Here is a 22,709-nt window from a genome sequence, read left to right on the forward strand (position 1 = left end):
GGAACGTTTGCGCGGTCGGCGTTCTCACCGGTGGCCGGGTCGTTAGAGTTGGTCCGTGAGCAGACGCGCAGACGGCAGAGCAGACGACGAGATGCGCCCCGTGCGCATCACCCGCGGCTTCACCGACCATCCGGCCGGTTCGGTGCTGGTGGAGTTCGGGCAGACCCGGGTGATGTGTACCGCCAGTGTCGAGGAGGGCGTTCCGCGGTGGCGCCGCGGTTCGGGACTGGGATGGCTCACCGCCGAGTACGCGATGCTGCCCGCCGCGACCCACACCCGGTCGCAGCGTGAATCGGTCAAGGGCAAGGTCGGCGGACGCACCCAGGAGATCAGCCGGCTCATCGGTCGCTCGCTCCGGGCGTGCATCGACCTGGCGGCATTGGGCGAGAACACGATCGCGCTCGACTGCGACGTGCTGCAGGCCGACGGCGGTACCCGGACCGCAGCCATCACCGGAGCCTATGTCGCACTCGTCGACGCCGTCGCGTTCCTGAACGAACGCGGCAAGCTCGCCGACCCCCAACCGATCTCGTGCGCCATCGCCGCGGTCAGCGTCGGCGTCGTCGACGGCCGCGTCCGCCTCGATCTCCCCTACGAGGAGGACTCGCGCGCCGAGGTCGACATGAACGTCGTCGCGACCGACGCCGGCCCGCTGGTCGAGATCCAGGGCACCGGCGAGGGTGCGACGTTCGCCCGCCCGACCCTGGACAAGATGCTCGATCTGGCCGCCCTGGGCACGACGCGACTCTTCGAGGCCCAGCGCGAGGCGCTCGACACGCCGCTGCGCGCGGCCGACTGAGCGCGAGCGCCATGCCGATCACCCTCCTGCTCGCGAGCCGCAACGCGAAGAAGCTGACCGAATTGCGCCGGTTGGTCGCGACCGAGGGGATCGACGGCGTCACCGTCGTCGGTCTCGACGAGGTGCCGTCGTTCCCCGAAGCTCCCGAGATCGGTGCGACCTTCGAGGAGAACGCCCTGGCGAAGGCGGTCGACGGGTGCGCGGCAACGGGTCTGGCGTGTCTCGCCGACGACTCCGGACTCGAGGTCGACGCGCTCAACGGCATGCCCGGTGTGCTCTCGGCTCGCTGGGCCGGTCGTCACGGCGACGACGACGCGAACCTGCAGCTGCTGCTCGGGCAGATGGGCGACGTCCCCGACGGTCGTCGCGGAGGGGCCTTCGTCTCGGCGTGTGCGCTGGTCACCCCGCAGGGTGCGCAGACCGTGGTCCGAGGCGAGTGGCGGGGGCGTGTCGTGCGAGCCCCACTGGGCGACAACGGGTTCGGCTACGACCCGATCTTCGTTCCCGATGAGGACGACCTCACCCCGCCGGGTTCGGTGGCCGGGCGCACGGCGGCACAGCTGTCTCCCGCCGAAAAGGACGGGTTGAGTCACCGGTCGCGTGCGCTCGCGCGGCTGCTGCCGACGCTGCGCTCGCTCGACGGCTGAGACCGCTCAGGCCGCGAGGACGGCGCGGACCTCACGGGTGCGGATGTGCTCGAAGTAGAACGACAGGAACGGGATGGTCCCGGCGATCAGTGTCAGCACCGTCTTGCCCACCGGCCATCGCACCTTGATGGCGAGGTCGATCGCCATCGCGAGGTAGACGACGTAGACCCACCCGTGCACGACGGGGACGAAATCGAGCGAGTCCACCCCGAAGGCGTACTTGAGGATCAGCTCGACGACGAGCAGCAACAACCACAGGCCCGTGACCCACGCCATCACCCGGTACCGCAGCAGCGCGCTGGAGATGCGTGCCGGTTCGGCGGTCGGCTTCGCCGAGACGGACTGCTGCGGTGAGGTCACTTCTTCTCCTGCTGTGCGAGTGCGGACAGATAACGGTTGTACTCGGCGAGCTCGCGATCCTCGGGCGGCAGATCGTCGTCGGGGATCACGCGGATCGGCGCCGAGGGACGCTCGGGCAGCAGATCCGCCGGGACCTCGGTCGCGCCCTTCGCTCCGGGCGCGAGCTTCGCGACCTCGTCGGGATCGGCCTCCAGCATCACGAAGCGTCGGTAGGCGTAGACGACGAACGCCGCGAACGCCGGCCACTGCAACGCGTAGCCGAGGTTCTGGCCGGAGCCCGAACCGGACTCGAAACGGGTCCACTGCCACCACGCGAGTCCGAGGCAGGCGAGTGCCGCGAGAACGACCAGCGCGATGAGCGCGGGTCGGTGCCGTCGCTTCACCTGTGCCATGGCATCGACGGTACCCGGGACCGGAATCGGGCAGGTCAACCGGTATCGTGACGCTCGCAACACGAGTGAGTGCAGCACGCGCGAGTGGCGGAATTGGCAGACGCGCTGGATTTAGGTTCCAGTGTCCGAGGACGTGGGGGTTCAAGTCCCCCCTCGCGCACCGTATGAGGCATTAGCGTGGCAGAGATGACATCTGATGGCGTCGAGGTCGACTACCTGGTGGTGGGTGCGGGGGCCATGGGTCTGGCCTTCGTCGACGTACTGCTGACCGAGACCGACGCCACGGTCGCGCTCGTCGACCGCTACGACCGACCCGGTGGTCACTGGACCCGCGCCTACCCGTTCGTCCGTCTGCACCAACCCTCGGCGTTCTACGGCGTGAACTCCGAGAAGCTCGGCCTCGATCGTGTCGACACCGAGGGGTCCAACGCAGGTCACCACGAACTCGCATCGGGACCGGAGGTCGTCGCCTATTTCGACCACGTCGTCACGCGGCGGTTCGTACCCACCGGACGGTTCCACCATCTCCCCATGACCGAGTTCGCCGACGGGGTCGTCACCTCGGTCCTCACCGGGGAGCGGCACGACATCAGCGCACGCACCGTCGTCGACGCGACCTACAGCAACGTGACGGTCCCCTCGATGCGGGCGCCGGCCTTCCCGGTCGCGCCCGGTCTGCGTTGGATGGCGCCGAACGAGATGCCCGAGATCGTCACCCCGGCCGACGGGTACGTGGTGGTCGGTGGCGGCAAGACGGGTGTCGACGCGTGCCTGTGGTTGCTCGGCCGCGGAGTCGAGCCCGACGCCATCCGATGGATCGTGCCGCGCGACGCCTGGTTGCTCGACCGTCTGAACATCCAGCCGGTCGAGGCGTTCTTCGACAGCACCGTCGGCGGCTACGCACTCCAGCTCGAGGCCTCGGCCGACGCCGAGACCGTCGACGACCTCTTCGACCGCCTCGAGCGCACCGGCCAGCTGCTGCGGCTCGATCCCGCGGTCCGGCCGACCATGTACCGCTGTGCCACGGTGTCGCGGGCCGAGCTCGACGAGCTGCGCCGCATCCGCGGTGTGGTCCGCCTCGGCCGCGTGCGGTCGGTGGAGCACGACACCATCACCCTCGACGACGGCGCGATCCCGACCACGCCGAACACCGTGCACATCGATTGCACCGCCGACGGTCTCGAGCGCCGGCCGCAGGTGCCTGTGTTCACCGACGGCCGCATCACGCTGCAGAGCGTGCGCACCTGCCAGCAGGTGTTCAGCGCGTCATTGATCGCCCACGTCGAGGCGACCGTGTCCGACATCGACCACAGGAACGAACTGTGCGAGGTCATCGCCCACCCGGACACCGACATCGACTGGCTGCGAACCACTCTCGCGAACACACGCAGCGTGGCGCGGTGGGCACGGGAGCCCGGACTGGGGGAGTGGCTCGAGGCCTCGCGCCTCAACTCCATGCGTATCGGCGACGCCAGTGCGCTCACCGAGGAGCAGATGGCGGTGTCGATGCGGGTGCTGCGGTCGATGGGCCGTGCCATCCGGAACCTCGACCGCCTCCTGCAGACCGTCTGATCCCGGGTCGCCTGCGTGGAGTCACCGGCGCGCGCTGCGCGGTGACGTCGCGGGGTCACCGAGGGCGGCGAGGACGCGCTCGGATTCCGACCCCGCCTCGGCGCTGTAGGTCACGATCATCTCGCCCGGGGCGCCGGCGACGTGCAGTGTCGACCATCTCAGGTCGAGACGTCCGTGTTCGGGGTGGGCGATGACCTTGACGCCGTCGGACTTGCCGCGGACCTCGCCCTGAGCCCACAGGCGTGCGAAGTGGTCGCTGGCCACCGACAGCTCGCCGACGAGCGCGGTCAGCTCGGGATGTCGGCCCGAACTGGCCGACATCGAACGGAGGTTCCCGACGACCTCGAGGGCGACGTCGTCGAATCCGAGGTAGATCTCGCGGGCGCCGGGCTCGAGGAACAATGCGCGGGCCATGTTGTCGCCGATCTGCAGACCGATGTCGCGATGCAGTCGTTCGCCGGCGTTGTTCGCCCCGATGAGGTCGAGGACGCCGTTGGTGACGATCGTCGGGTTCGGCCAGGAGTCGATGAGGACGCGAATCGGTTCCGACGCGGTGGCGACGAGCGGAACGCCCTGGCCGGCACGGGGGTCGGCGAGGTCGGCGAGGTGGGCCCGTCCGTCGGCGTCGAGACCGAGGGCGTCGACGACCGCCGGTGACGGATGTCGGTCACGCCCACGCTCGAGCCGGATCAGGTAGTCGATGCTGATGCCCGCCCCTGCGGCGACCTCCTCGCGGCGGAGCCCGGGGGTGCGGCGATGGCCGATGGCCAGCAGTCCGACCGCCGCCGGCGACACCCGTTCGCGACGGGCCCGCAGGAACTCACCGAGCTGGTTGTCGGTCATGCGGTGATGCTAGCGACCCATCTCACGCCGAGACAGGTAGTGCGACTACCCGGTAGTGCCACGGTCTACCTCGTGCGATCGGACTCCTCGACGATCGGGACATGACCACACCGAACACATCCACGCTCCCACCGCAGACACTCACCGGACGGGTCGCGCTCGTCACCGGCGCCGGATCCGGGATCGGCGCCGCCACCGCCCTCGCGCTGGCCGAGGCCGGCGCTCGCGTCGCACTCGTCGGCCGCCGTCGCGACCGACTCGTCGACGTGGCCGAACAGATCGCACACACCGTGCCCGAGGCCCCGCCCGCCACCCTGATCGTCGGCGATGTCGCCGACATGCGGGGCCTCATCGAAGCGGTCCGGCACGCTCGCACCGAGATGGGGGTGCCGTTCGATCTCGTGTGCCAACGCCGGGTCGATGCTCGCCGCGCCGATCGACTCCGCCGACACCGCCGAGTGGGACACGATGATCTCGACGAACGTCGCCGGGGTGCTCGCGACCGTGCGCGCCACCGTCGACGACCTGACCGAGGCGGGCGCCGCGGGCCGGGCCGCGGATCTGGTGGTGACGAGCTCCATCGGAGCGCATCTCGTGTTTCCCGGGTACGCGGTGTACACCGCCACCAAGGCGGCGGTGTCCCACCTCGGCACCAACCTCCGCGCCGAACTCGGGCCGCGCGGGGTGCGGGTCCGCGTGGTGGAACCGGGCATGACCGAGAGTGAGCTCGGTGATCACATGTCCGATCCGGGCGCCCGAGAATGGTTGGCACGCTTCGCGATCGAGAACCCGCCCATGCCGGCGTCGGCGATCGCCGAGTCGATCCGGTGGAGCGCGGCCCTACCTGTCGGGGTCAACGTCGCCTCGATGGTCGTGCTCCCCACCGGCCAGGGCTGAGGAGGGTGTGGGCCGAGGGGGTCAGTCGACCTGCATCTCGCCCATCGGGCCCCAGCAGTCGGCACCGATCTTCTCGCTGATGATCTTCGGGGTGTGGGCGAGGTACTGCGGCAGATCGGCAACGGCGGCCTTGAAGTGATCGCTGTTGACGTGCGCCTCGGCGCCGTCGTCGGCGAAACCCTCGGTCAGCACGTACTCGTTCGGGTCGTCGAGGCTGCGCGCCCAGTCGAAGAACAGGTTGCCCTCCTCGCCGCGGGTGCCCGCGGTGAAGTCGGCGACCAACTCGGGCCACGCGTCGGCGTGCTCGGGCTTCACGGGGAACTTGACGACGATGAAGATCACGGATTCTCTCCTGCACTGGTGGTGGACGGTTCTCTGCCACGGTACGTGGCGGGCTCGCTGGTGATCGGGGTCCTCACGGGGTGAGGATGGCCCGGCCGCGGACGTTGCCGGCGTCGAGATCGTCGACGGCACTCTGGAAGTCGTCGAGGGAGTACTTCGCGGTGTGCAGGGTCACCGCCCCGCGCGCGGCCAGCTGCATCAGGTCGCACAGGTCGTTGTACGACCCGACGAGGTTGCCCACGATGTTCTTCTCGGCCGAGATGAGATCGATCGACGGGACGTCGATGTTCTCGCCGTATCCGACGATGTGGTAATCGCCGGCGCGACGTGTCATCGCCAGTCCCTCTGCGGTGGTGCCGTTCTCGCCGACGAAATCGATCACGACCTCCGCCCCGTGGCCCCCGGTCAACTCCAGCACCTGCTCGACCTGGGTCCCGTCGGCGACGATGCCGCGGTCGGCGCCGATGGACTCGGCGAGCTTGAGGGCCTGTTCGTTGCGGTCGACGACCACCAGTTCGGCGGGGGTCAGGGCCTTGAGGACCTGGATCCCGATGTGCCCCAGTCCACCCGCCCCGATCACGACGCAGCGGTCGCGCGGTGTCAGGCGCTGCGCGGCCTTGGCCGCTGCGTGATACGCGGTGAGGCCCGCGTCGGCGAGGGCCGCGACGTCGGCGGGCTCGAGCGAGTCGTCGATCGTCACCACGCTGCGCGCGGAGGTCTTGATGTAGTCCGCGTAGCCACCGTTCGTGTCGATACCGGGGAACGCGTTGACCTCGCAGTGCACGTCGTCGCCGGACCGGCAGGCGCGACACAGGCCGCAGGTGATCAGCGGGTGCAGGATCACCTTGTCGCCCTCGGCGACATGGGTGACCGCGGCACCGACCGCGTGGACCCAGCCGGCGTTCTCGTGGCCGATCGTGTACGGCAGTGTGACGCCTGACTTCTCGGCCCACTGGCCCTCGAGGATGTGGAGGTCGGTGCGGCACACGCCGGCGCCGCCGATCTTCACGACGACGTCGAACGGACCCGTGGGTTCGGGGATCGGGAGCTCGGTCATCTCGAGTTTCTGGTGGTAGCCGACCACCTGGACGGCGCGCATCGTGGACATGGTCTCTCCGGTTCTGTGGGGTGGGTCAGGACGCACGCACGGTGAGCGCGGTCAGCGGGACGAACGTCGGGTCGGCGGGTTCGTCGGCGTAGCGGGTACCGAGAAGGCCCTTGCACCAGTGCGCGTTCCCCTCGATGGAGATGCGGGTGGAACGCGCCCGACGCAGGGCACGAGTCACCGCGTCGGGCGCGTAGCTCATCCCGTCGGCGTCGACGAGGACGAGATCGTCCGCGTCGGTGCCGAGACCGATGGCGCGACGACGGCGCCGCAGCGAGCGAGCGGCGTCGTCATCGGGGAGATCGGCCAGGCGCACCGCACCGAGTCGGGCCTCGGTGCGCTCGGGATCGGCGCGCAGCAGTCCGGTCAGCGCGCGTTCCATCGCCGCGGTGTGCGCCTTGCGCGCGAACGTGGCACGCAGCTCGTCGAGATCGGAGTCCGCCTCGTGTCGGAATGTCCCGCGATACCCGGCGTCGGCGGCCAACCCGCTGTTGATGATCTCCGAGTCGTGGTGGTCGTCGAGTTCGACGACCACCACCGACGTCCACGGCAACGCGGTGAGTGCGTCCTTGGCGTCGGATGCCATGAGGTAGGCGAAGTTCGGTGCGCAGAACGAGGTGGGCAGGCGCAGATGGACCTCCACCGCGCCGTCGGCGCCGGCGTCGATCGACCGCACGAAGCCGAGGTCGGTGATCGGTTCGTCGAGTTCGGGGTCGATCACCGCGTCGAGGGCGAGCCGGATCTCGGCGTGCCGGGTGGTGTCGAGGGTGGGAGCCGACATCATGCACCGACCATCTCGTCGGCGCCGCGGGGGCCGGTGGCCGTCTCGTCGGCGTTGGGCAGCTGCAGTTCGGCGGGCACCGGGATGTCGTAGAGCTTGGCCGCGTTGAGCCCGAGGACCTTCTTCTTCTGGTCGGTGGTGATCTTCGGGTACTCGCTGAGCTCGTCGGGGATCTGGAAGTCGACGAAACTCTCCACCAACCACTTCGGGGTCCACAGGGCGTAGTCGGAGGAGAAGAAGATGCGGTCCTCGCCCAGCCAGTAGAGGAGCTCGCCCATGATCTGCGCGAAGTACTTGGGGCGGGTGTGCATGAAGGGGATGGCCACGGCGAGACCCGCGTAGACGTTGGGCTCCTGGGTGGCGATCCAGCAGAAGTCCTCGAGGCGGGGGAGTCCGCAGTGCTCGACGACGAAGTTGAGGTCGGTGAAGTCCGATGCCACGTGGTCGACATCGGCGACGTCGAACGCGTCGCGGTCGAGCGGTCGGATGGTGGGACCCTTGTGGACGTGGATGTTCTTGATGCCGAGCTCACGGCACGCCTCGAAGTACCGGTAGGCCCATGGGTCGTCGAGCTTGTAGCCCCGCGACTCCCCGTGCCATTCGGCCGTGTAGAGCTTGACTCCCTTCAGGTTGTACTTCTCGGCGTCGAGCCGCAGCTGGTCCAGTCCCTGCTCGCCGTTGCGCGGGTCGAAATGGTGGTTGTAGGTCAGTTTGTCCGGGTGCGCGGCCGCCAGCTCCGACGCCTCGTCGGTCTGGCCGAACCCCTTGTAGTAGAACTCGCCGAGATGGGCGGGCTGGAAGATCGCATGGTCGACGTGGCCGACCTCGAACAGGTCGTGCATCAGACGGTCGCCGCCCTGGTAGAGGTACTCCTCGTAGCTCCACAGCTCCGACTCCGGCGACAGGTTCCGGTGGTAGTCGTAGAAGCAGTCGATGAACTGCTTGCCGTGGATGTTGCGCTGGTTCTCCACCCGTGCGTCCCACAGTGCGACGTGGGCGTCGACGATGAAGTAGCTGGTGTCGTCCTTGCGATACATGGCTGTTCTCCCTCTCGTGTGACTGCTGTCACAACGTGTGAGGCCGACAGTAGGAGCGGTACGCGACGTTGCCGACGCCGTTGCAGTCTCACTTTGAGACACGTGCGCATCCCTGCATCCGCCGGCGTCGGGTGACACTGTGTGTAACCGGCGTCACACTGGAGGGCGCTGTCGATGTCGGCGGGGATGTCGGAGGGATGACGGTGGACGAGGGCGTACCGGAACGGAACCGGGTGCATGCCGAACTGGCGCATGCGACTCCGGTGTCGAGCCGGGTCATGGCCTCGTGGCAGCGCAGCGAGGACTACGGGATCCCGTTGGATGCGGTCGAGCCTGTGTTCACGGGCACCGAGGACCTCGGCTCGCTGTTCTTCCAGTGCGGCAACGAGGTGCTGACCGATCTGCACCGGACCCTCGCCGACGAACCCGTCAGCCTCATGCTCACCGACGCCGACGGGGTGGTCCTGAGCCGACTCAGCGGTGATCGCGGACTGCTCCGCGCCCTCGACGACGTCCATCTCGCACCGGGGTTCGCCTACTCCGAGCGCATGGTCGGCACCAACGGACTGGGGCTCGCACTCGCCGACCGCGTCCCCACACTCGTCCGCGCCGACCAGCACTACGCGCAGAGCCTCTGCTCGTTCACCTGTGCCGCGGTCCCGATCCTCGAACCCGAGTCGGGCCGCCTCGAGGGCAGCGTCAATCTCACGACCTGGTCGCGGACCTCGAGCGAACTGCTGCTCGCGTTGGCGCGTTCGGCCGCCAGCAACACCACCGCCCTGATGATGGCCCGCTCACACGGACGACACCCGCGACGGACCCCGAGGGGACAGATCTTCCGGGTGGAGGTGCCACGACTGGAACCCGGATCGGGGACGATGCACGATCTCTCACCGGAATGGAACGGCGCCGTCCGCACCGCGCAGACCGCGATGTCGTCGGCGCGGGTGGTCGCCGCGATCGGCGAACCCGGGTCGGGACGGGCCACCGCCCTCGCACAGGCCGCCCGCCACGCGTTCCCGCGCGACCGCATCCTGTCCGCCGCGGCGCCGGCGCCCACCGACGTCAGCACCTGGCTGGGACTGTGGACCCCCGAGGTCGGCAAAGACCACACCGCGGTCATCGTGCGCGACGTCGACATGTTGCCCGGTTGGGTCGCCGAACGTCTGCGCGACCTCGTCGCCCGCGACCCGCATCCGGACGCCTTCCCGTTCGCGGTGACCGCGGAGCGGTTCGCCGACATCCCGCCCGCGCTCGCCGAACTCGTCGACACGGTGGTCTCCGTCCCCACGCTCCGCGACCGTCCCGACGACATCACCGCGCTCGCGCGCCACATCGCGCGACGGGTGCGTGGTCGCGACGTGGAGTTCACGCCGGCGGCGAGGCGCGCGCTGCGCGGTTTCGACTGGCCCGGCAACGTCGACCAGCTGACCCGGGTCGTGGGCGACTGCGCCGGTCGGGCCGACGTCATCGACATCGGTGCCCTGCCCCCGGAGATCCTGGCCGGCAGCACCCGGCATCTGTCCCGCATCGAGGCCTTCGAACGCGGCGAGATCGTCCGTGTGCTCTCCGACGGCACCCCCACGATGGCGCAGGCCGCCCGGGAACTGGGGATGAGCCGCGCGACCCTGTATCGCAAGGTCTCCCAGTACGACATCGATCTCGCGCGGGGACGCTGACCTGCGTCGACCGCGCCCCGTGCCAGCGGGACCGGCGGCTCGTTGTGTGTTCTCACCATTGCGGGCCGCGTGTGACCGCCCACACACTGGGAGCGCGTGCGTCGGTGACCTCCGTCGGCGGCACGCGGAAAGGGCGGGGCGCGTGTGACCACAGCGAACGAGACCGATGTCGACGTCATCATCGTCGGGGCCGGCCTGTCCGGTGTGGGTGCGGCACACCATGTCCGGGAGGCGATGCCGAACGGCAGGCTTCTCGTCCTCGAGGCCCGCGATCGCATCGGCGGGACCTGGGATCTCTTCCGCTACCCCGGAGTGCGCTGTGACTCCGACATGCAGAGCCTCAGCTACCGGTTCAACCAGTGGACCGACTCGGACTCCATCGTCTCCGGGGCCACCATCCGCGACTACATCGAGAAGACCGCGGTCGCCGACGGCACCGACGAACGGATCCGGTTCTCCCACCGCGTGACCCGCGTCGAGTTCGACAGCGAGACGACCACCTGGACGGTCACGGCCCGGCATCTTGACCAGACTGTCGTCGTCACCGGTCGCTTCGTCTACCTCTGCACGGGGTACTACAGCTACGACGCCGGCCACACCCCCGACATCCCGGGGCTCGGCGACTTCGCCGGTCCGGTGGTGCATCCCCAGCAGTGGCCCGCCGACCTCGACTACACCGGCAAGCGTGTGGTGGTGATCGGCAGTGGGGCCACGGCCATCACCCTGGTGCCCGCCCTCACCGAGAAGGCCGCGCACGTGGTGATGCTGCAACGCTCGCCGACGTACGTCATGGCGTTCCCGCGGCACGACGACCTCGACGAGAAGATCGCGCGACGGATCGGGGCGCGTCGGTCGGCGGTGCTGACGCGGTGGAAGAACGTCCTGATCGACACCGTCCTCTTCCAGATGTGTCAGCGGTGGCCGCGATACATGCGGTCGGTCATCCGCAAGGAGAACGCCGCGCAACTCCCCGCCGACTTCGACCTCGAGAAGCACTTCACGCCGAAGTACGACCCGTGGGATCAGCGGATGTGTCTCGCGCCTGACGGCGACATCTTCTCCGTTCTCGCCGAGGGCAGCGCGTCGATCGTCACCGACACGATCGACCGCGTGACGCCGGATGCCATCACGACACGGTCGGGCGAGACCATCCCCGCCGACGTCGTCGTCACGGCCACCGGACTGCAGATGCTCGCGTTCGGCGGTATCGAGATCGTGGTCGACGGACGCGACGTCGCCCCCTCGGACACGTTGTCCTACAAGGGGATGATGCTCAGTGGGGTGCCGAACCTGGTCTTCACCATCGGGTACACGAACGCGTCGTGGACGCTGAAGGCCGATCTGGTCGGCGAGCACTTCGGCCGCATGCTCTCCCACATGCGCAAGTACGGCCACGACCAGTTCGTGCCGGTGCGGCCCAGCACCGTCGACGAGCGACCGTTGCTCGACTGCGAGGCCAACTACATCGTGCGGTCGATCGACACCTTCCCGCGCGCGGGTTCCCGGTCGCCGTGGCAGCTCGGGATGAGCTATTACCACGACGTGCTCACGTTGCGGCACCGTCGTGTGGCCGACCCCGCGATGCGGTTCACCGGTCCCGGCGATCGACGTCGCGCCGGTGCCGATCTCCCCGACCGTGTCGACGCGGTGGGCTGACACCGTCGGTCGATCGTTGTCGCGCCGCGCGCCGGCACACCCGCGGCACGCGAATACACTCGCGCACGTGCACGCCGATCCGTCCACCCTCTCCGTCGAGCTCCCCGAGCTGACCGTGTCGGCCCTGACATGGGGCCCCACCGACGGTCCGCTGGCCCTGCTGCTCCACGGCTACCCCGATTCGGCCTGGTCGTGGCGGCATCTCGGTCCCGCCCTCGCCGAACGCGGATTCCGCGTGGTCGCGCCGTTCAGCCGGGGATACGCCCCGACCGGCATCCCCGCCGACGACGACTTCCACATCGGCGCGCTGATGCACGACGTGATCGGCATCCACCGCGTTCTCGGCGGCGACGGTCAGGCCGTGGTCGTCGGCCACGACTGGGGTGCACTCACCGCGAACGCCCTCGGCGCCTACCGCCGGTCGCCGTTCCGGGCGGTCGTGTCGATGTCGGTGCCCCCGGTTCCGGCCATGGTGCGCACCGACTCGCCGCCGGCGGTCGTGGCACGTCGACTCCTGCGTCAGGCGCGGATGAGCTGGTACATGCTGTTCAACCAGATCCCCGGGGTCGCCGAACGCTCACTCGACCGACTCATCCCACGGCTGTGGCACGACTGGTCGCCCGGCCACGACGCCGCCGAGGACCTCGTCCACGTGTTCGACGCGCTGCCCACCGCGGCGCACCGCCGTGCGGTCCTGAGGTACTACCGCGCCCTCGCGCGTCCGACCCGCCCGCTCGCGCGGTATCGGGAGATGCACGACGCGTGGCGTCACGCGCCGACGGTGCCGACGCTCTACCTGCACGGTGTCGACGACGGATGTATGCAGGTCGGCTACGCCGGGTCGGTGCGCGACGTGCTGCCCGACGACAGCCGGGTCGAACTGATCGACGGCGCAGGCCATTTCCTGCAGGTCGAGCAGCCGGAGGCCGTCAACCGTCTCGTGGTGGAGTTCCTGACACGCTGACGGCGCTCAGGGGCGCGGGGGAGCACCCCCGCGCCCCGCGACGGCGTCAGCGCTTGGCGTAGAGCTCCTCGATCGCGTCACCGTGGGCCTGGTGGATCACGTTGCGCTTGAGCTTCATGGTCGGCGTGATCTCGCCCGACTCGATGGTGAAATCGGTGTCGAGGATGGTGAACTTCTTGATCGCCTCGGCCTTCGACACCTTCGCGTTGGCCTGCTTCACCGCTCCGTCGATCTCGGCGCGCAGCGTCTCGTTGGTCGCCAGGTCGGCGATCGGTGTGTCGGCCGAGAGCCCGTTGCGCTCGAGCCAGCCGGGGACCGCCTCGGCGTCGAGGGTGATCAGCGCGGCGATGAACGGCTTGTTGTCACCGACGACCAGGCACTGGCTCACCAGCGGGTGGGCGCGGATCGAATCCTCGAGCGGGGCGGGGGACACGTTCTTGCCACCGGCGGTGACGATGAGTTCCTTCTTACGGCCCGTGATCGCGAGGTATCCGTCGGTGAGGGTTCCGATGTCGCCGGTGCGGAACCACTCGCCGTCGAACGAGTCGCGGGTCGCGTCCTCGTTGTGCCAGTAACCCGCGAACACCATGGGGCCCTTGAGGAGCACCTCGCCGTCGTCGGCGATGCGCACCGAGGCGCCGGCGACGGGGCGGCCGACGGTGCCGACGCGCTGTGCGCCCGGTGCGTTGACCGTCACCGCCGCGGCGGTCTCCGACAGGCCGTAGCCCTCGTAGACCGGGATCCCGATGCCGCGGAAGAAGTGCCCGAGTCGGTCGCCGAGCGGCGCGCCACCGGCGATGGCGTCGGTGCACTTGCCGCCGAGTGCGGCACGCAGCTTGGCGTAGACCAGCGCGTCGAACACCTTGTGCTTGGCGCGCAGGGCCAGACCGGGCGAGCCCTTGTCGAGGGCGCGGCTGTACTCGATGGCGGTGTCGGCCGCGCGGTCGAAGATCTTGCCCTTGCCGCCGTCGTAGGCCTTCTGCTTCGCGCTGTTGTAGACCTTCTCGAACACGCGCGGCACCGAGAGGATGTAGCTCGGCTGGAACTTCTCGAAGTCGGAGATCAGGTTCGCGATGTCGTTGGTGTGGCCCAACAGGACCCCGCTCTCCACCGAACCGACCGCGACCACCCGGGCGAAGATGTGCGCCAGCGGGAGGAACAGCAGGGTCGAGCGCCCCTCGGACATGATGTCGCCGAGCGTCTCGCGCACGCTCGCGCACTCGCCGAGGAAGTTGCCGTGGGTCAGCGCCACGCCCTTCGGGTTGCCGGTGGTGCCCGAGGTGTAGACCAGGGTCGCGATGCTGTCGGAGGTCAGCGTCGACCGACGTCGGTCGAGCTCGTCGTCGCCGATGTCGGCGCCCTTGCCCGCGAGGGTGCCGAGGATGTCGTCTTCGATCACGAGGGTCTCGCGCAGCGTCGACGAGGCGGCGTCGACGACGTCGGCGTGCGTGATGCGCATCGCCTCGTTCTCCACGATCAGCAGGGAGGTGCCCGAGTCGGAGAGGATGTACTTCACCTGATCCGACGCCGACGTCTCGTAGATCGCGACCGTGGCGGCCCCCGCGCGCCAGATCGCGTAGTCGAGCACGGTCCACTCGTAGCGGGTGGACGACAGGATCCCGACCCGGTCGCCGGGCTCGACGCCGGCCGCGATGAGGCCCTTGGCGGTCGCATCGATCTGGTCGGCGAACTCGCCGGCGGTCACGATGGTCCACTTCTCTCCGCTGCGGCGGCGGAAGAGCGGCAGGTCGGGGCGTTCGCTGCGGTAGCGCAGCGGTGCGTCGACGATGGCGGCGTCGTCGGCGACGGTGGTGGTCGAGGGGGTGGTCACTGCGGGCACGAGGGTCTCCAATTCGATCGTTCGACGCAGCCCGAAAACGGACAATCCCGACCTGCGGCAGCACTGTGGCACAGATTACCTGGTCTGTTCCTAGGGCAAACCGCGGCTGCACAACCGCTCGGATGAGTCCCTGCGCCGCAGGTCACGAATAACGGATCGGCCCCCGGGCGGTTAGAGTGCTCGCGTAGACATCTCATCCGGCCGGCAGTGAGGCCGCCGAAAATCAACGATCGGCTCAGGTGCCGGGAATCGGCGGGCAAGCAGTGGACGGCAACGGGTCGCAGGCCCAATCGGTGACATTCGCCGATCTCGACATCGAACCCCGGGTGCTGCAGGCACTCAACGACGTGGGGTACGAGAGTCCCTCGCCGATCCAGGCCGAGACGATCCCGCCGCTGATGGCCGGTCGTGACGTCGTCGGTCTCGCCCAGACGGGCACCGGCAAGACCGCCGCGTTCGCGATCCCGGTGCTGTCGAAGATCTCCGGCGGCGGCCGCAAGCCGCGTGCCCTGGTGCTCGCCCCGACCCGCGAGCTCGCGCTCCAGGTCGCCGAGGCGTTCGGCAAGTACGCCGCGCACCTGCCCGACATCAAGGTCCTCCCGATCTACGGCGGCCAGAGCTACGGCGTCCAGCTGTCGGGTCTGCGTCGCGGTGCCCAGATCGTCGTCGGGACGCCCGGTCGCGTGATCGACCACCTCGACAAGGGCACCCTCGACATCTCGGAGCTGGATTTCCTCGTCCTCGACGAGGCCGACGAGATGCTCACCATGGGGTTCGCCGAGGACGTCGAGCGCATCCTGCGCGACACCCCCGACTCCAAGCAGGTCGCCCTGTTCTCCGCGACCATGCCCAAGGCCATCGGTCGGCTGGCGCAGAAGTACCTGAAGAGCCCGGTGGAGATCACCGTCAAGGCGAAGACGCAGACCGCGCAGAACACCACGCAGCGCTATCTGCAGGTGTCGCACCAGCGCAAACTCGACGCCCTCACGCGCGTGCTCGAGGTCGAGACCTTCGACGCGATGATCATCTTCGTCCGCACGAAGTCGGCGACCGAGGAACTCGCCGAGAAGCTGCGGTCGCGGGGCTTCTCCGCGGCGGCCATAAACGGCGACATCGTGCAGGCCCAACGTGAGCGCACCATCGCCTCGCTCAAGGCCGGATCGCTCGACATCCTCGTGGCCACCGACGTCGCCGCCCGTGGCCTCGACGTCGACCGCATCTCCCATGTCGTCAACTACGACATCCCCCACGACACCGAGTCGTACGTGCACCGCATCGGCCGCACCGGGCGTGCGGGTCGTTCCGGTGACGCGCTGCTGTTCATCACCCCGCGCGAACGTCACCTGCTGAGGTCGATCGAGAAGGCGACCCGTCAGCCCATCACCGAGATCGGTCTGCCCAGCGTCGACGACGTCAACGCCCAGCGTGTCGCCAAGTTCGGCGAGTCGATCACCGAGAACCTGGGGTCGGAGAACATCGCCATGTTCCGGCGGCTCATCGAGAACTACGCGCAGGAGAACGATGTGGCCATGGCCGACATCGCCGCCGCGCTGGCCCTCGAGACCCGCGACGGCGGATTCCTGCTGAGCCCCGACCCCCCGGCGAGCGAGCGCAAGGCCGGGGCGGAGCGTCCCGAGCGCCGCCCGCGCGAGGGTGGCACCAACTTCGCCACCTACCGCATCGCGGTGGGCAAGAAGAACAACGTCACCCCCGGCGCGATCGTCGGTGCGATCGCCAACGAGGGCGGGCTCAGTCGCGGCGACTTCGGGCACATCAGCATCCGCGCCGACTACAGCCTCGTCGAACTCCCCGAGGATCTCGGTCGCGAGACGCTGACCGCGCTGCGCAGCACCCGCATCATGAACGTGCCCATCAACCTGAGCAAGGATCAGGGTCCACCGCGCCAGCGCTCGTCGGCGCGCCAGGGCGGCGGTCGCGGCGGCGACTTCGGCGGCCGACGCGGTGCTCCGCGCGTGGCCGGTCGCGGTCGGAACTGATCCGTACGGCCGGCTCCACCGCGGGTCCTCACCGCCTTCAGGAAACTTTCCCGTAACATCGGCCCGGCTGCGTCCGATGTCACATCCACGGGCTACGACATCGTCGTCGTACCCGACCGGACGTCAGCGTCAGAAATTCTCCTGCAGTAACAAGGATCGGTGAGTTCCCCGGTGTCAGTGGTGGATCCAATCTCGGTGACAGAAGCGGCCGAGCACACACAACAGGGTGCGGCCGTCGTGGTGGACATGCGTCCCCAGGTGGTTCGTCATCAAGGAAGTCTCCCCGGGGCGGTGATCGTGGAGTCGGCCGATCTGACCGCCGCTTTCGAGCCGACCTCCCCCCGTCGGATGCCCTGCGTGTGCGACCTGGACGTCGAGATCGCCGTGGTGTCGGTGCGTGCGCAGGCCCGCCGCATCGCCGAGCAGATCGCCGCGCTGGGCTACACCAACGTGCGCTACGTCGACGGCGACTTCCCGGCCTTCCGCTCGGCGCTGCTCGCCGGCTGATCGAGCTCGGCGGTCCGTCACGGCCGCGCGTCCGTTCTGCGCGTCACCGCACTGAGCGCGGTCATCGAATATCGTGGGCACCCATGAATGCGAAGGTCAGGGCCCGAGCAGGTAGCGTTCTCTCTGCCTCGGTCCATAGACCTGAGGTTCACCTCGAGGTGACCCGACGACCTCGACCGCTGATGGTGCGGGCGAAGAGGACCTGATGACCGAATCGATGTCCGTCGACGATCGACGCGCACGGGTGTTACGGCTGTTGCAGTTCCTGCACGAGCTCATCCGTGCGAAGTCCGACGTCGTCCGCAACGTCGACGACCACGAGGCCCTCGTCTGGCTCGGCGACGACCACGGTCTGCCGATGCGTGGCAAGGCCGCACCCGGTGAACGCTTCCTCGAACTGCGCTCCACCGGTGCGGGCGCCGACGGATTCGCGAGCGTCGCGGCCATGCTCGACGAACTCGCCGAACGTCCCGAGTCGCTCGAACTCGTGGTCGCGACCGGTCTTCTGACCATCGGATCCGACGCCTCCGCCGACGGCGATGTCCCGGCGGTCAACCAGCACCTGCTCACCCAGGCCGTCGTCGCCGAACACGACCACACCGCCGACACCATCTCGATCAGCCTGGCCGGCGACTCGGTCCCCGAACTGCAGGACAGTCACCTCCTCACCGGGGTCGACGGATTCGACCTCGGCCGGTCGGGGGAGGTCGCCGATCTGCTGGCCGCGCAGCCGTCGGTGCTCGCACCCGCCATCGCGGACATCGTCGAGACCTGGCGCACCACCGTGCCGACGGGTTCGGTGCCCGTGACCGTCACCGCGACACCGGCTCTCGTGCTGCGCAACCGCGGTTCGGGCGCGATCCTCGGCTACTACGAGGCCATGATGGCGTCGCTGCGCGACGCCGACGGCGACGCCTCGATCCCCATCGGACTCGCCCAGCTCGTCGAACCGATCGAGTCCGAGGAACGCGTCGCGAGGCTGGCGGAGGCCGGCGCGATGTCGGCGGGCGAACTCGTGGAGGACGCGCTCTACCCGTTGGCGTCGAACGTCGAACAGCGCGACATCCTCGCCCAGCTCGGACTCGACAGTGGCGTCGTGGTGGAGGGTCCGCCCGGTACCGGCAAGACGCACACCATCGCCAACCTCATGGCCGCCCTGCTGGCCAAGGGGCAGCGCGTGCTGGTCGTGAGCGAGAAGGCCCAGGCGCTGCAGGTGCTGCGCGACAAGCTGCCGCCGGAACTGCGCGAGCTCGCCGTCGCCATCACCGACGTCACCAAGGACGGTTCGTCGTCGCTGGTGGAGAGCGTCGAGGCGATCGCCGGCCGCAAGGGGTCGTTCCAGTCGCGGGTGGTGACGTCCGAAATCAAGAACCTGCGGTCCAAGCGCGACCAGGCGCGCGCCAAGCGCGAGCAGATCCTGCGTGAGATCTGGCAGCTGCGCGAGTCGGAGACCGAGAAGCACGAGTGGGTGGCCGCGGGCTACAGCGGAACCGCAGCGCACATCGTGCGGACCTGCCAGGAGGTCGCCGACCGGTACGACTGGCTGCCCGGGCCCCTCGAATCGGCGCTGCCGCCCCTCGACACCGACGAGATGGACCGTCTGCTGACGTTGCTGCGCGAGCGCGACGACACCTGGGCGAGCCGGCTCGCCCAGCGTCTGCCCGATCTGGAGGCGTTCCTGCCCGGGTCGGTCGAGCTGGACTCGATCTGCGCGCGCATCGCCGAGCACCCCGGCGAGAAGATGGTCGGGAGCGGCTCGCTGCTCGCCATCCTCTCCGACGTCGACAGCGGTCGGCTCCTCGTCATCAAGAACCAGTGCGACCACCTCGGCGCCGCCGTCCGCGAGGTGCGGACGTTCCCCGAGCACCTCCAGCAGATGGCCGAGCGCCTGCTCTCCGGTGAGGCCGCCTACCTGTGGAATCGCGTCACCCAGATCTCGGCCGTCATCGACGAGGCCACCCGGCGCGACCGTGACATCGGCACCCACGAGGTGTCGGTTCCGTCCGGTGACGGCACCGTGGGGGCTCCCGCCGGTGCGGCGTCGGTGTTCGACGACGTCGCGCAGTACCTCCGATCGGGTGGTGTGTGGCGCTCGCGCTTCCGCAAGTCGCCGCAGCAGCGGGCCGTCGACGCACTCGGTGTCGTGGCCACGGTCGACGGACGTGCGCCCGCCGACGCCGACACCATGCAACTCGTCGCCGATCACCTCGCTGTGCTCGAGGGCGTCGGTCGCGTGCAGACCGTTCTCGCCGACGTCGACGTCCCCGTCGACACCACCGGGTCGCGGTCGTCGCAACTGGGGCAGCTCGTCCGGCTCGACGAGCAGCTGGGCTGGATCTCGGAGCTCCTCACCGGCCGTGACGCACTCGTCCGTCAGCTCGAGTCGATCAGCCCCGGCGGACCCCGCCCGAAGAGCATCGACGAGGTCGCCGAGGTGGCACGCCAGACCGGTGCGATCGCGGCGACCAACGACGCCGTGCTGGCCCGGCGCGAACTGGACGAGCACGCGCGGGCGCTCAGCGCCGAGGTCGACCAGGGGCCGTCCGACGAGGGCGAGGCCCTCGTGTCGGCCATCGTCGCCGCCGACGCCGACGCCATCAAGGAGTCGCGCCGGGCGTTCAACTCCGCACGCGCACAACGTGATCGCCAGGGCGCCTTGGACCTGCTCGAACTCCGTCTGAAGCAGAAGGCGCCCGAGCTGCACCGCCTGTTGCGGGAGACCGCCGACGACCGCGTATGGGACGCGCGCCTGCGCGAGCTGACCGACGCCTGGTCGTGGCGACGTGCCTATTCGTGGGCGGCGGACCGCAGCGACCCGAACCGCGAGTCACGCCTCGAGTCAGATCTCGATGCCGTCGAGGCCGACATCGGACACTTCACCGCCGGGCTGGCTGCGGCGTGCGCATGGCGCGAATGCCTCGAGCAGATGTCCGTCGCACAGGTGCAGGCGCTGCAGTCCTACCGCGACCACATCACCAACCTGGGCAAGGGATCGGGCAAGCACGCCGAACGGTTCCGTCGTGCCGCGCGGTCGGCGATGACGCAGGCCCAGGGAGCGGTCCCGGCGTGGATCATGCCGATCTCGCAGGTCCTCTCGTCGATCACCCCGGAGCAGAACTCGTTCGATGTCGTGATCGTCGACGAGGCGAGCCAGGCCGACATCACCAGCCTGTTCCTGCTGTGGCTCGCGCCCCGGGTGATCGTCGTGGGCGACGACAGGCAGTGTGCGCCGGGGACATCCGGTGCCGCAGGGCTCGACGACGTCTTCGCCAAACTCGACACGTACCTCCCCGACATTCCGCAGTACATGCGTGACAGCCTCACCCCGCGGTCGAGCCTGTTCTCCATGCTGCGCACACGATTCGGTCACGTCGTGCGGCTGCGCGAGCACTTCCGGTCGATGCCGGAGATCATCGAGTACTCCTCGCGGCAGTTCTACCCGGACTCGCCGCTGGTGCCGGTGCGCCAGTTCGGCGCCGACCGACTGCCCCCGTTGCGCACGGTCTTCGTGCCCGAGGCGGTCGCCACCGGCGACAGCTCGGCGCTGACCAACAGCATCGAGGCCGACGCACTCGTCGAGGCGCTCGTGGCCTGTGCCGACGACGAGCGCTACGCCGGCCTCACGTTCGGTGTGGTGGTGTTGCAGGGCCAACGTCAGGTCGACCTCATCACCCAGCGGCTCCGCGCCGCGCTCACCCCCGAGCAGTGGCACGAGCGGTCGCTGCGCATCGGGACGCCGCCGGACTTCCAGGGCGACGAACGCCATGTGGTGTTCCTGTCGATGGTGGTCTCGGTCGACCGGAACCCGGTGTCGCTCACCAGGAGTGAATCGCAGCGCCGGTTCAACGTGGCGGCGTCGCGCGCGATGGAGCAGCTGTGGTTGTTCCACTCGGTCGCCTCGGCCGACCTCAAGCCGAACGACCTGCGTTACTCGCTGCTGTCGTACATGGAACGCACCGAGGGTGCGCTGGTCGATCCGATGCCGTCGGTGGTGACCGTCGACGAGCGGTGCGAGCCGTTCGAGAGCCTCTTCGAGCAGCAGATCTTCCTCGACCTGACCGCTCGGGGATATCACGTCAACCCGAAGGTGTCGGTGAACAACCGCGTGATCGATCTCGTGGTCACCGGCGCCGATGCCCGCCTGGCGGTGGAGTGCGACGGTGACGAGTTCACCAGCACGCCCGAGCAGGCCCGCGCCGACATGGAGCGCGAACGCGAGCTACGGCGCTGCGGCTGGCGGTTCTGGCGCGTCCGCGAGTCGGAGTACCTCCTCGATCCCGAGCGCGCCCTGGCCGGACTGTGGACCGAACTCCGCGCGCGCGGTGTCGCCGCGCACTCGGTTCCCGACAGCGACGTGGCGCGGGCGGCGGAGGGTTGGGAACCGATCGATCTCACCGGCGGCGACTGACCGCATCCCTCTCGCGGCGCTCAGGTCCCCTCGGGCATCGCCGCGCGCACCGCGGCCACAGTTCCGTCCGGGTCGGGATCGCGGCGCATCACCAGACCACGGGCGAACGACAAGCGGTCGCCGTGGTGGCGGGGGACCACGTGCACGTGGGTGTGGAACACCGTCTGGAACGCCGCACGCCCGTCGTTGATCATCACGTTGACCCCGTCGGCGGCGATCGACGACGACCGCAGGGCGGCGCCGATCATCCGGGCGGCGTCGAACAGCCGTGTGCCCATCTCGCTGGTGATGCCGGCGAGATCGGGATGGTGTTCGCGGGGGATGACCAGCGTATGGCCCGGTCGTACAGGGCGGATGTCGAGAAAGCCCATCACGTGATCGTCGGAGTAGACCATCCGTGCCGGGGCGGTGCCGGCCACGATCGCGCAGAACACGCACTCACTCATGACCGCCACCCTAAGGTGCGCGTCGCCACCGCCGACGACACGTGGTGATCGCCCACCACACGGGACGACACGATGACGCCCGCCACTGCCTCATAACGATTCGGTAACGAACTGTTCTGCGCCTCGGATCGGCCGCCGACGGGGCGCCTCGACGCCGTCACGTGGGGGTTCGTCGGGAGTCGCGGGAGGGTACGACCGGCCCTGCGAAGTTACCCGCGGGGTTACTCGCGGGTATACCCGGCGGTCACCCCAAAACATGAGGGATCCCTCATTTTCGTGTGCGACGATGGTTCTCGTGCCGCACCGGGTGGACGGCGAGTACACCCCGGAGCGCCGTTCTGCACCGCGGAATCGGGACTCCACCGACTCGACCCATACCCGTTGCGCACCAGGCCCTTTCGACCGCCTCGACGATGAGCCAGCGGTCAGCCGAACCG

Annotated in this window: 19 protein-coding genes, 1 tRNA gene and 1 pseudogene; 12 read left to right on the forward strand and 9 right to left on the reverse strand. The window is 69.0% G+C overall.

From position 1 onward, the window contains the following. Positions 1 to 55: 55 nt before the first annotated feature. The gene (rph, locus tag TU34_RS07855) at positions 56 to 799 is read left to right on the forward strand and encodes a ribonuclease PH (RefSeq protein ID WP_045822322.1); all 744 of its coding nucleotides are present in this window, start codon (positions 56 to 58) and stop codon (positions 797 to 799) included. An 11-nt stretch (positions 800 to 810) separates the two neighbouring features. Beyond that, positions 811 to 1,446, forward strand: a complete 636-nt coding sequence (locus tag TU34_RS07860; RefSeq protein WP_045822323.1) for a non-canonical purine NTP pyrophosphatase — start codon at positions 811 to 813, stop codon at positions 1,444 to 1,446. A gap of 6 nt (positions 1,447 to 1,452) precedes the next feature. Here the strand turns inward: TU34_RS07860 and TU34_RS07865 are convergent, their stop codons facing one another. Continuing rightward, a complete protein-coding gene (locus TU34_RS07865) occupies positions 1,453 to 1,806 on the reverse strand; it encodes a DUF3817 domain-containing protein (protein ID WP_045822324.1) in 354 nt (117 codons plus the stop codon). Next, on the reverse strand, positions 1,803 to 2,198 hold the full coding sequence (locus tag TU34_RS07870) for a glucitol operon activator (RefSeq protein WP_045822367.1): 396 nt from the start codon (positions 2,196 to 2,198) through the stop codon (positions 1,803 to 1,805). The genes TU34_RS07865 and TU34_RS07870 overlap by 4 nt, the downstream gene beginning before the upstream one ends. Positions 2,199 to 2,276: 78 nt before the next feature. Here TU34_RS07870 and TU34_RS07875 point away from each other — a divergent pair. Beyond that, positions 2,277 to 2,358 (forward strand) — tRNA-Leu (locus tag TU34_RS07875). Between the two features lie 26 nt (positions 2,359 to 2,384). Further along, positions 2,385 to 3,770: an NAD(P)/FAD-dependent oxidoreductase gene (locus TU34_RS07880; RefSeq protein ID WP_045822325.1), complete on the forward strand. Its 1,386-nt coding sequence runs from the start codon at positions 2,385 to 2,387 to the stop codon at positions 3,768 to 3,770. Between the two features lie 21 nt (positions 3,771 to 3,791). On the opposite strand, the gene TU34_RS07885 is transcribed toward TU34_RS07880, so the two are convergent. Further along, positions 3,792 to 4,613, reverse strand: a complete 822-nt coding sequence (locus tag TU34_RS07885; protein ID WP_045822326.1) for a helix-turn-helix transcriptional regulator — start codon at positions 4,611 to 4,613, stop codon at positions 3,792 to 3,794. 101 nt (positions 4,614 to 4,714) lie between these two features. Between TU34_RS07885 and TU34_RS24480 the strand changes: the two are divergent. After that, a pseudogene (locus TU34_RS24480) lies at positions 4,715 to 4,939 on the forward strand (SDR family NAD(P)-dependent oxidoreductase); the annotation flags it as partial. Positions 4,940 to 5,033: 94 nt separating this feature from the next. Next, positions 5,034 to 5,510, forward strand: a complete 477-nt coding sequence (locus TU34_RS24485) for an SDR family oxidoreductase (protein ID WP_275041740.1) — start codon at positions 5,034 to 5,036, stop codon at positions 5,508 to 5,510. Between the two features lie 21 nt (positions 5,511 to 5,531). On the opposite strand, the gene TU34_RS07895 is transcribed toward TU34_RS24485, so the two are convergent. The 4 genes from TU34_RS07895 to TU34_RS07910 form a co-directional block, all read right to left on the reverse strand. Then, entirely contained in the window at positions 5,532 to 5,852 is a 321-nt protein-coding gene (locus TU34_RS07895) for a putative quinol monooxygenase (protein ID WP_045822327.1), read from the reverse strand. Between the two features lie 73 nt (positions 5,853 to 5,925). After that, entirely contained in the window at positions 5,926 to 6,951 is a 1,026-nt protein-coding gene (locus TU34_RS07900; protein ID WP_045822368.1) for an NAD(P)-dependent alcohol dehydrogenase, read from the reverse strand. 34 nt (positions 6,952 to 6,985) lie between these two features. Continuing rightward, a complete protein-coding gene (locus tag TU34_RS07905; protein ID WP_238981217.1) occupies positions 6,986 to 7,741 on the reverse strand; it encodes an iron-sulfur cluster assembly protein in 756 nt (251 codons plus the stop codon). After that, positions 7,738 to 8,775, reverse strand: a complete 1,038-nt coding sequence (locus TU34_RS07910) for an amidohydrolase family protein (RefSeq protein ID WP_045822328.1) — start codon at positions 8,773 to 8,775, stop codon at positions 7,738 to 7,740. The genes TU34_RS07905 and TU34_RS07910 overlap by 4 nt, the downstream gene beginning before the upstream one ends. A 278-nt stretch (positions 8,776 to 9,053) precedes the next feature. On the opposite strand from TU34_RS07910, the gene TU34_RS07915 reads away from it, so the two are divergent. From TU34_RS07915 to TU34_RS07925, 3 genes are all read left to right on the forward strand, one after another. Beyond that, positions 9,054 to 10,454, forward strand: coding sequence for an AAA-type ATPase lid domain-containing protein (locus TU34_RS07915; RefSeq protein ID WP_238981218.1), 1,401 nt, complete (start codon positions 9,054 to 9,056; stop codon positions 10,452 to 10,454). Between the two features lie 144 nt (positions 10,455 to 10,598). Further along, the gene (locus TU34_RS07920; protein ID WP_045822330.1) at positions 10,599 to 12,110 is read left to right on the forward strand and encodes a flavin-containing monooxygenase; all 1,512 of its coding nucleotides are present in this window, start codon (positions 10,599 to 10,601) and stop codon (positions 12,108 to 12,110) included. A gap of 67 nt (positions 12,111 to 12,177) precedes the next feature. Beyond that, entirely contained in the window at positions 12,178 to 13,074 is an 897-nt protein-coding gene (locus TU34_RS07925) for an alpha/beta hydrolase (RefSeq protein ID WP_045822370.1), read from the forward strand. 46 nt (positions 13,075 to 13,120) lie between these two features. Here the strand turns inward: TU34_RS07925 and TU34_RS07930 are convergent, their stop codons facing one another. Continuing rightward, the gene (locus tag TU34_RS07930) at positions 13,121 to 14,914 is read right to left on the reverse strand and encodes an AMP-dependent synthetase/ligase (RefSeq protein WP_045822371.1); all 1,794 of its coding nucleotides are present in this window, start codon (positions 14,912 to 14,914) and stop codon (positions 13,121 to 13,123) included. Positions 14,915 to 15,153: 239 nt separating this feature from the next. On the opposite strand from TU34_RS07930, the gene TU34_RS07935 reads away from it, so the two are divergent. The 3 genes from TU34_RS07935 to TU34_RS07945 all read left to right on the forward strand — a co-directional run bounded on the left by TU34_RS07935 (position 15,154) and on the right by TU34_RS07945 (position 21,826). After that, positions 15,154 to 16,911 (forward strand): DEAD/DEAH box helicase, encoded by a 1,758-nt coding sequence (locus TU34_RS07935; protein WP_420835166.1) that lies wholly within the window; start codon positions 15,154 to 15,156, stop codon positions 16,909 to 16,911. A 171-nt stretch (positions 16,912 to 17,082) separates the two neighbouring features. Continuing rightward, positions 17,083 to 17,418: a rhodanese-like domain-containing protein gene (locus TU34_RS07940; protein WP_045822332.1), complete on the forward strand. Its 336-nt coding sequence runs from the start codon at positions 17,083 to 17,085 to the stop codon at positions 17,416 to 17,418. A 205-nt stretch (positions 17,419 to 17,623) separates the two neighbouring features. After that, positions 17,624 to 21,826, forward strand: coding sequence for an AAA domain-containing protein (locus tag TU34_RS07945; protein ID WP_045822333.1), 4,203 nt, complete (start codon positions 17,624 to 17,626; stop codon positions 21,824 to 21,826). Positions 21,827 to 21,846: 20 nt separating this feature from the next. Here TU34_RS07945 and TU34_RS07950 read toward each other — a convergent pair whose 3' ends face one another. Continuing rightward, positions 21,847 to 22,272 carry an HIT family protein gene (locus TU34_RS07950; RefSeq protein WP_045822372.1) on the reverse strand — a complete coding sequence of 142 codons (426 nt, stop codon included), beginning with the start codon at positions 22,270 to 22,272 and terminating at the stop codon, positions 21,847 to 21,849. Positions 22,273 to 22,709: the final 437 nt, after the last annotated feature.

The organism is Williamsia herbipolensis, assembly GCF_000964005.1.
Classification (GTDB): Bacteria; Actinomycetota; Actinomycetes; order Mycobacteriales; family Mycobacteriaceae; genus Williamsia_A; species Williamsia_A herbipolensis.

Excerpts from the sequence above, each read along its gene's own strand:
- TU34_RS07860 (WP_045822323.1), top strand. The coding sequence starts at position 811 with ATGCCGATCACCCTCCTGCTCGCGAGCCGCAACGCGAAGAAGCTGACC.
- TU34_RS07870 (WP_045822367.1), bottom strand. The coding sequence starts at position 2,198 with ATGGCACAGGTGAAGCGACGGCACCGACCCGCGCTCATCGCGCTGGTC.
- TU34_RS07880 (WP_045822325.1), top strand. The coding sequence starts at position 2,385 with ATGACATCTGATGGCGTCGAGGTCGACTACCTGGTGGTGGGTGCGGGG.
- TU34_RS07885 (WP_045822326.1), bottom strand. The coding sequence starts at position 4,613 with ATGACCGACAACCAGCTCGGTGAGTTCCTGCGGGCCCGTCGCGAACGG.
- TU34_RS24485 (WP_275041740.1), top strand. The coding sequence starts at position 5,034 with ATGCTCGCCGCGCCGATCGACTCCGCCGACACCGCCGAGTGGGACACG.
- TU34_RS07900 (WP_045822368.1), bottom strand. The coding sequence starts at position 6,951 with ATGCGCGCCGTCCAGGTGGTCGGCTACCACCAGAAACTCGAGATGACC.
- TU34_RS07905 (WP_238981217.1), bottom strand. The coding sequence starts at position 7,741 with ATGATGTCGGCTCCCACCCTCGACACCACCCGGCACGCCGAGATCCGG.
- TU34_RS07910 (WP_045822328.1), bottom strand. The coding sequence starts at position 8,775 with ATGTATCGCAAGGACGACACCAGCTACTTCATCGTCGACGCCCACGTC.
- TU34_RS07915 (WP_238981218.1), top strand. The coding sequence starts at position 9,054 with ATGGCCTCGTGGCAGCGCAGCGAGGACTACGGGATCCCGTTGGATGCG.
- TU34_RS07945 (WP_045822333.1), top strand. The coding sequence starts at position 17,624 with ATGACCGAATCGATGTCCGTCGACGATCGACGCGCACGGGTGTTACGG.
- TU34_RS07950 (WP_045822372.1), bottom strand. The coding sequence starts at position 22,272 with ATGAGTGAGTGCGTGTTCTGCGCGATCGTGGCCGGCACCGCCCCGGCA.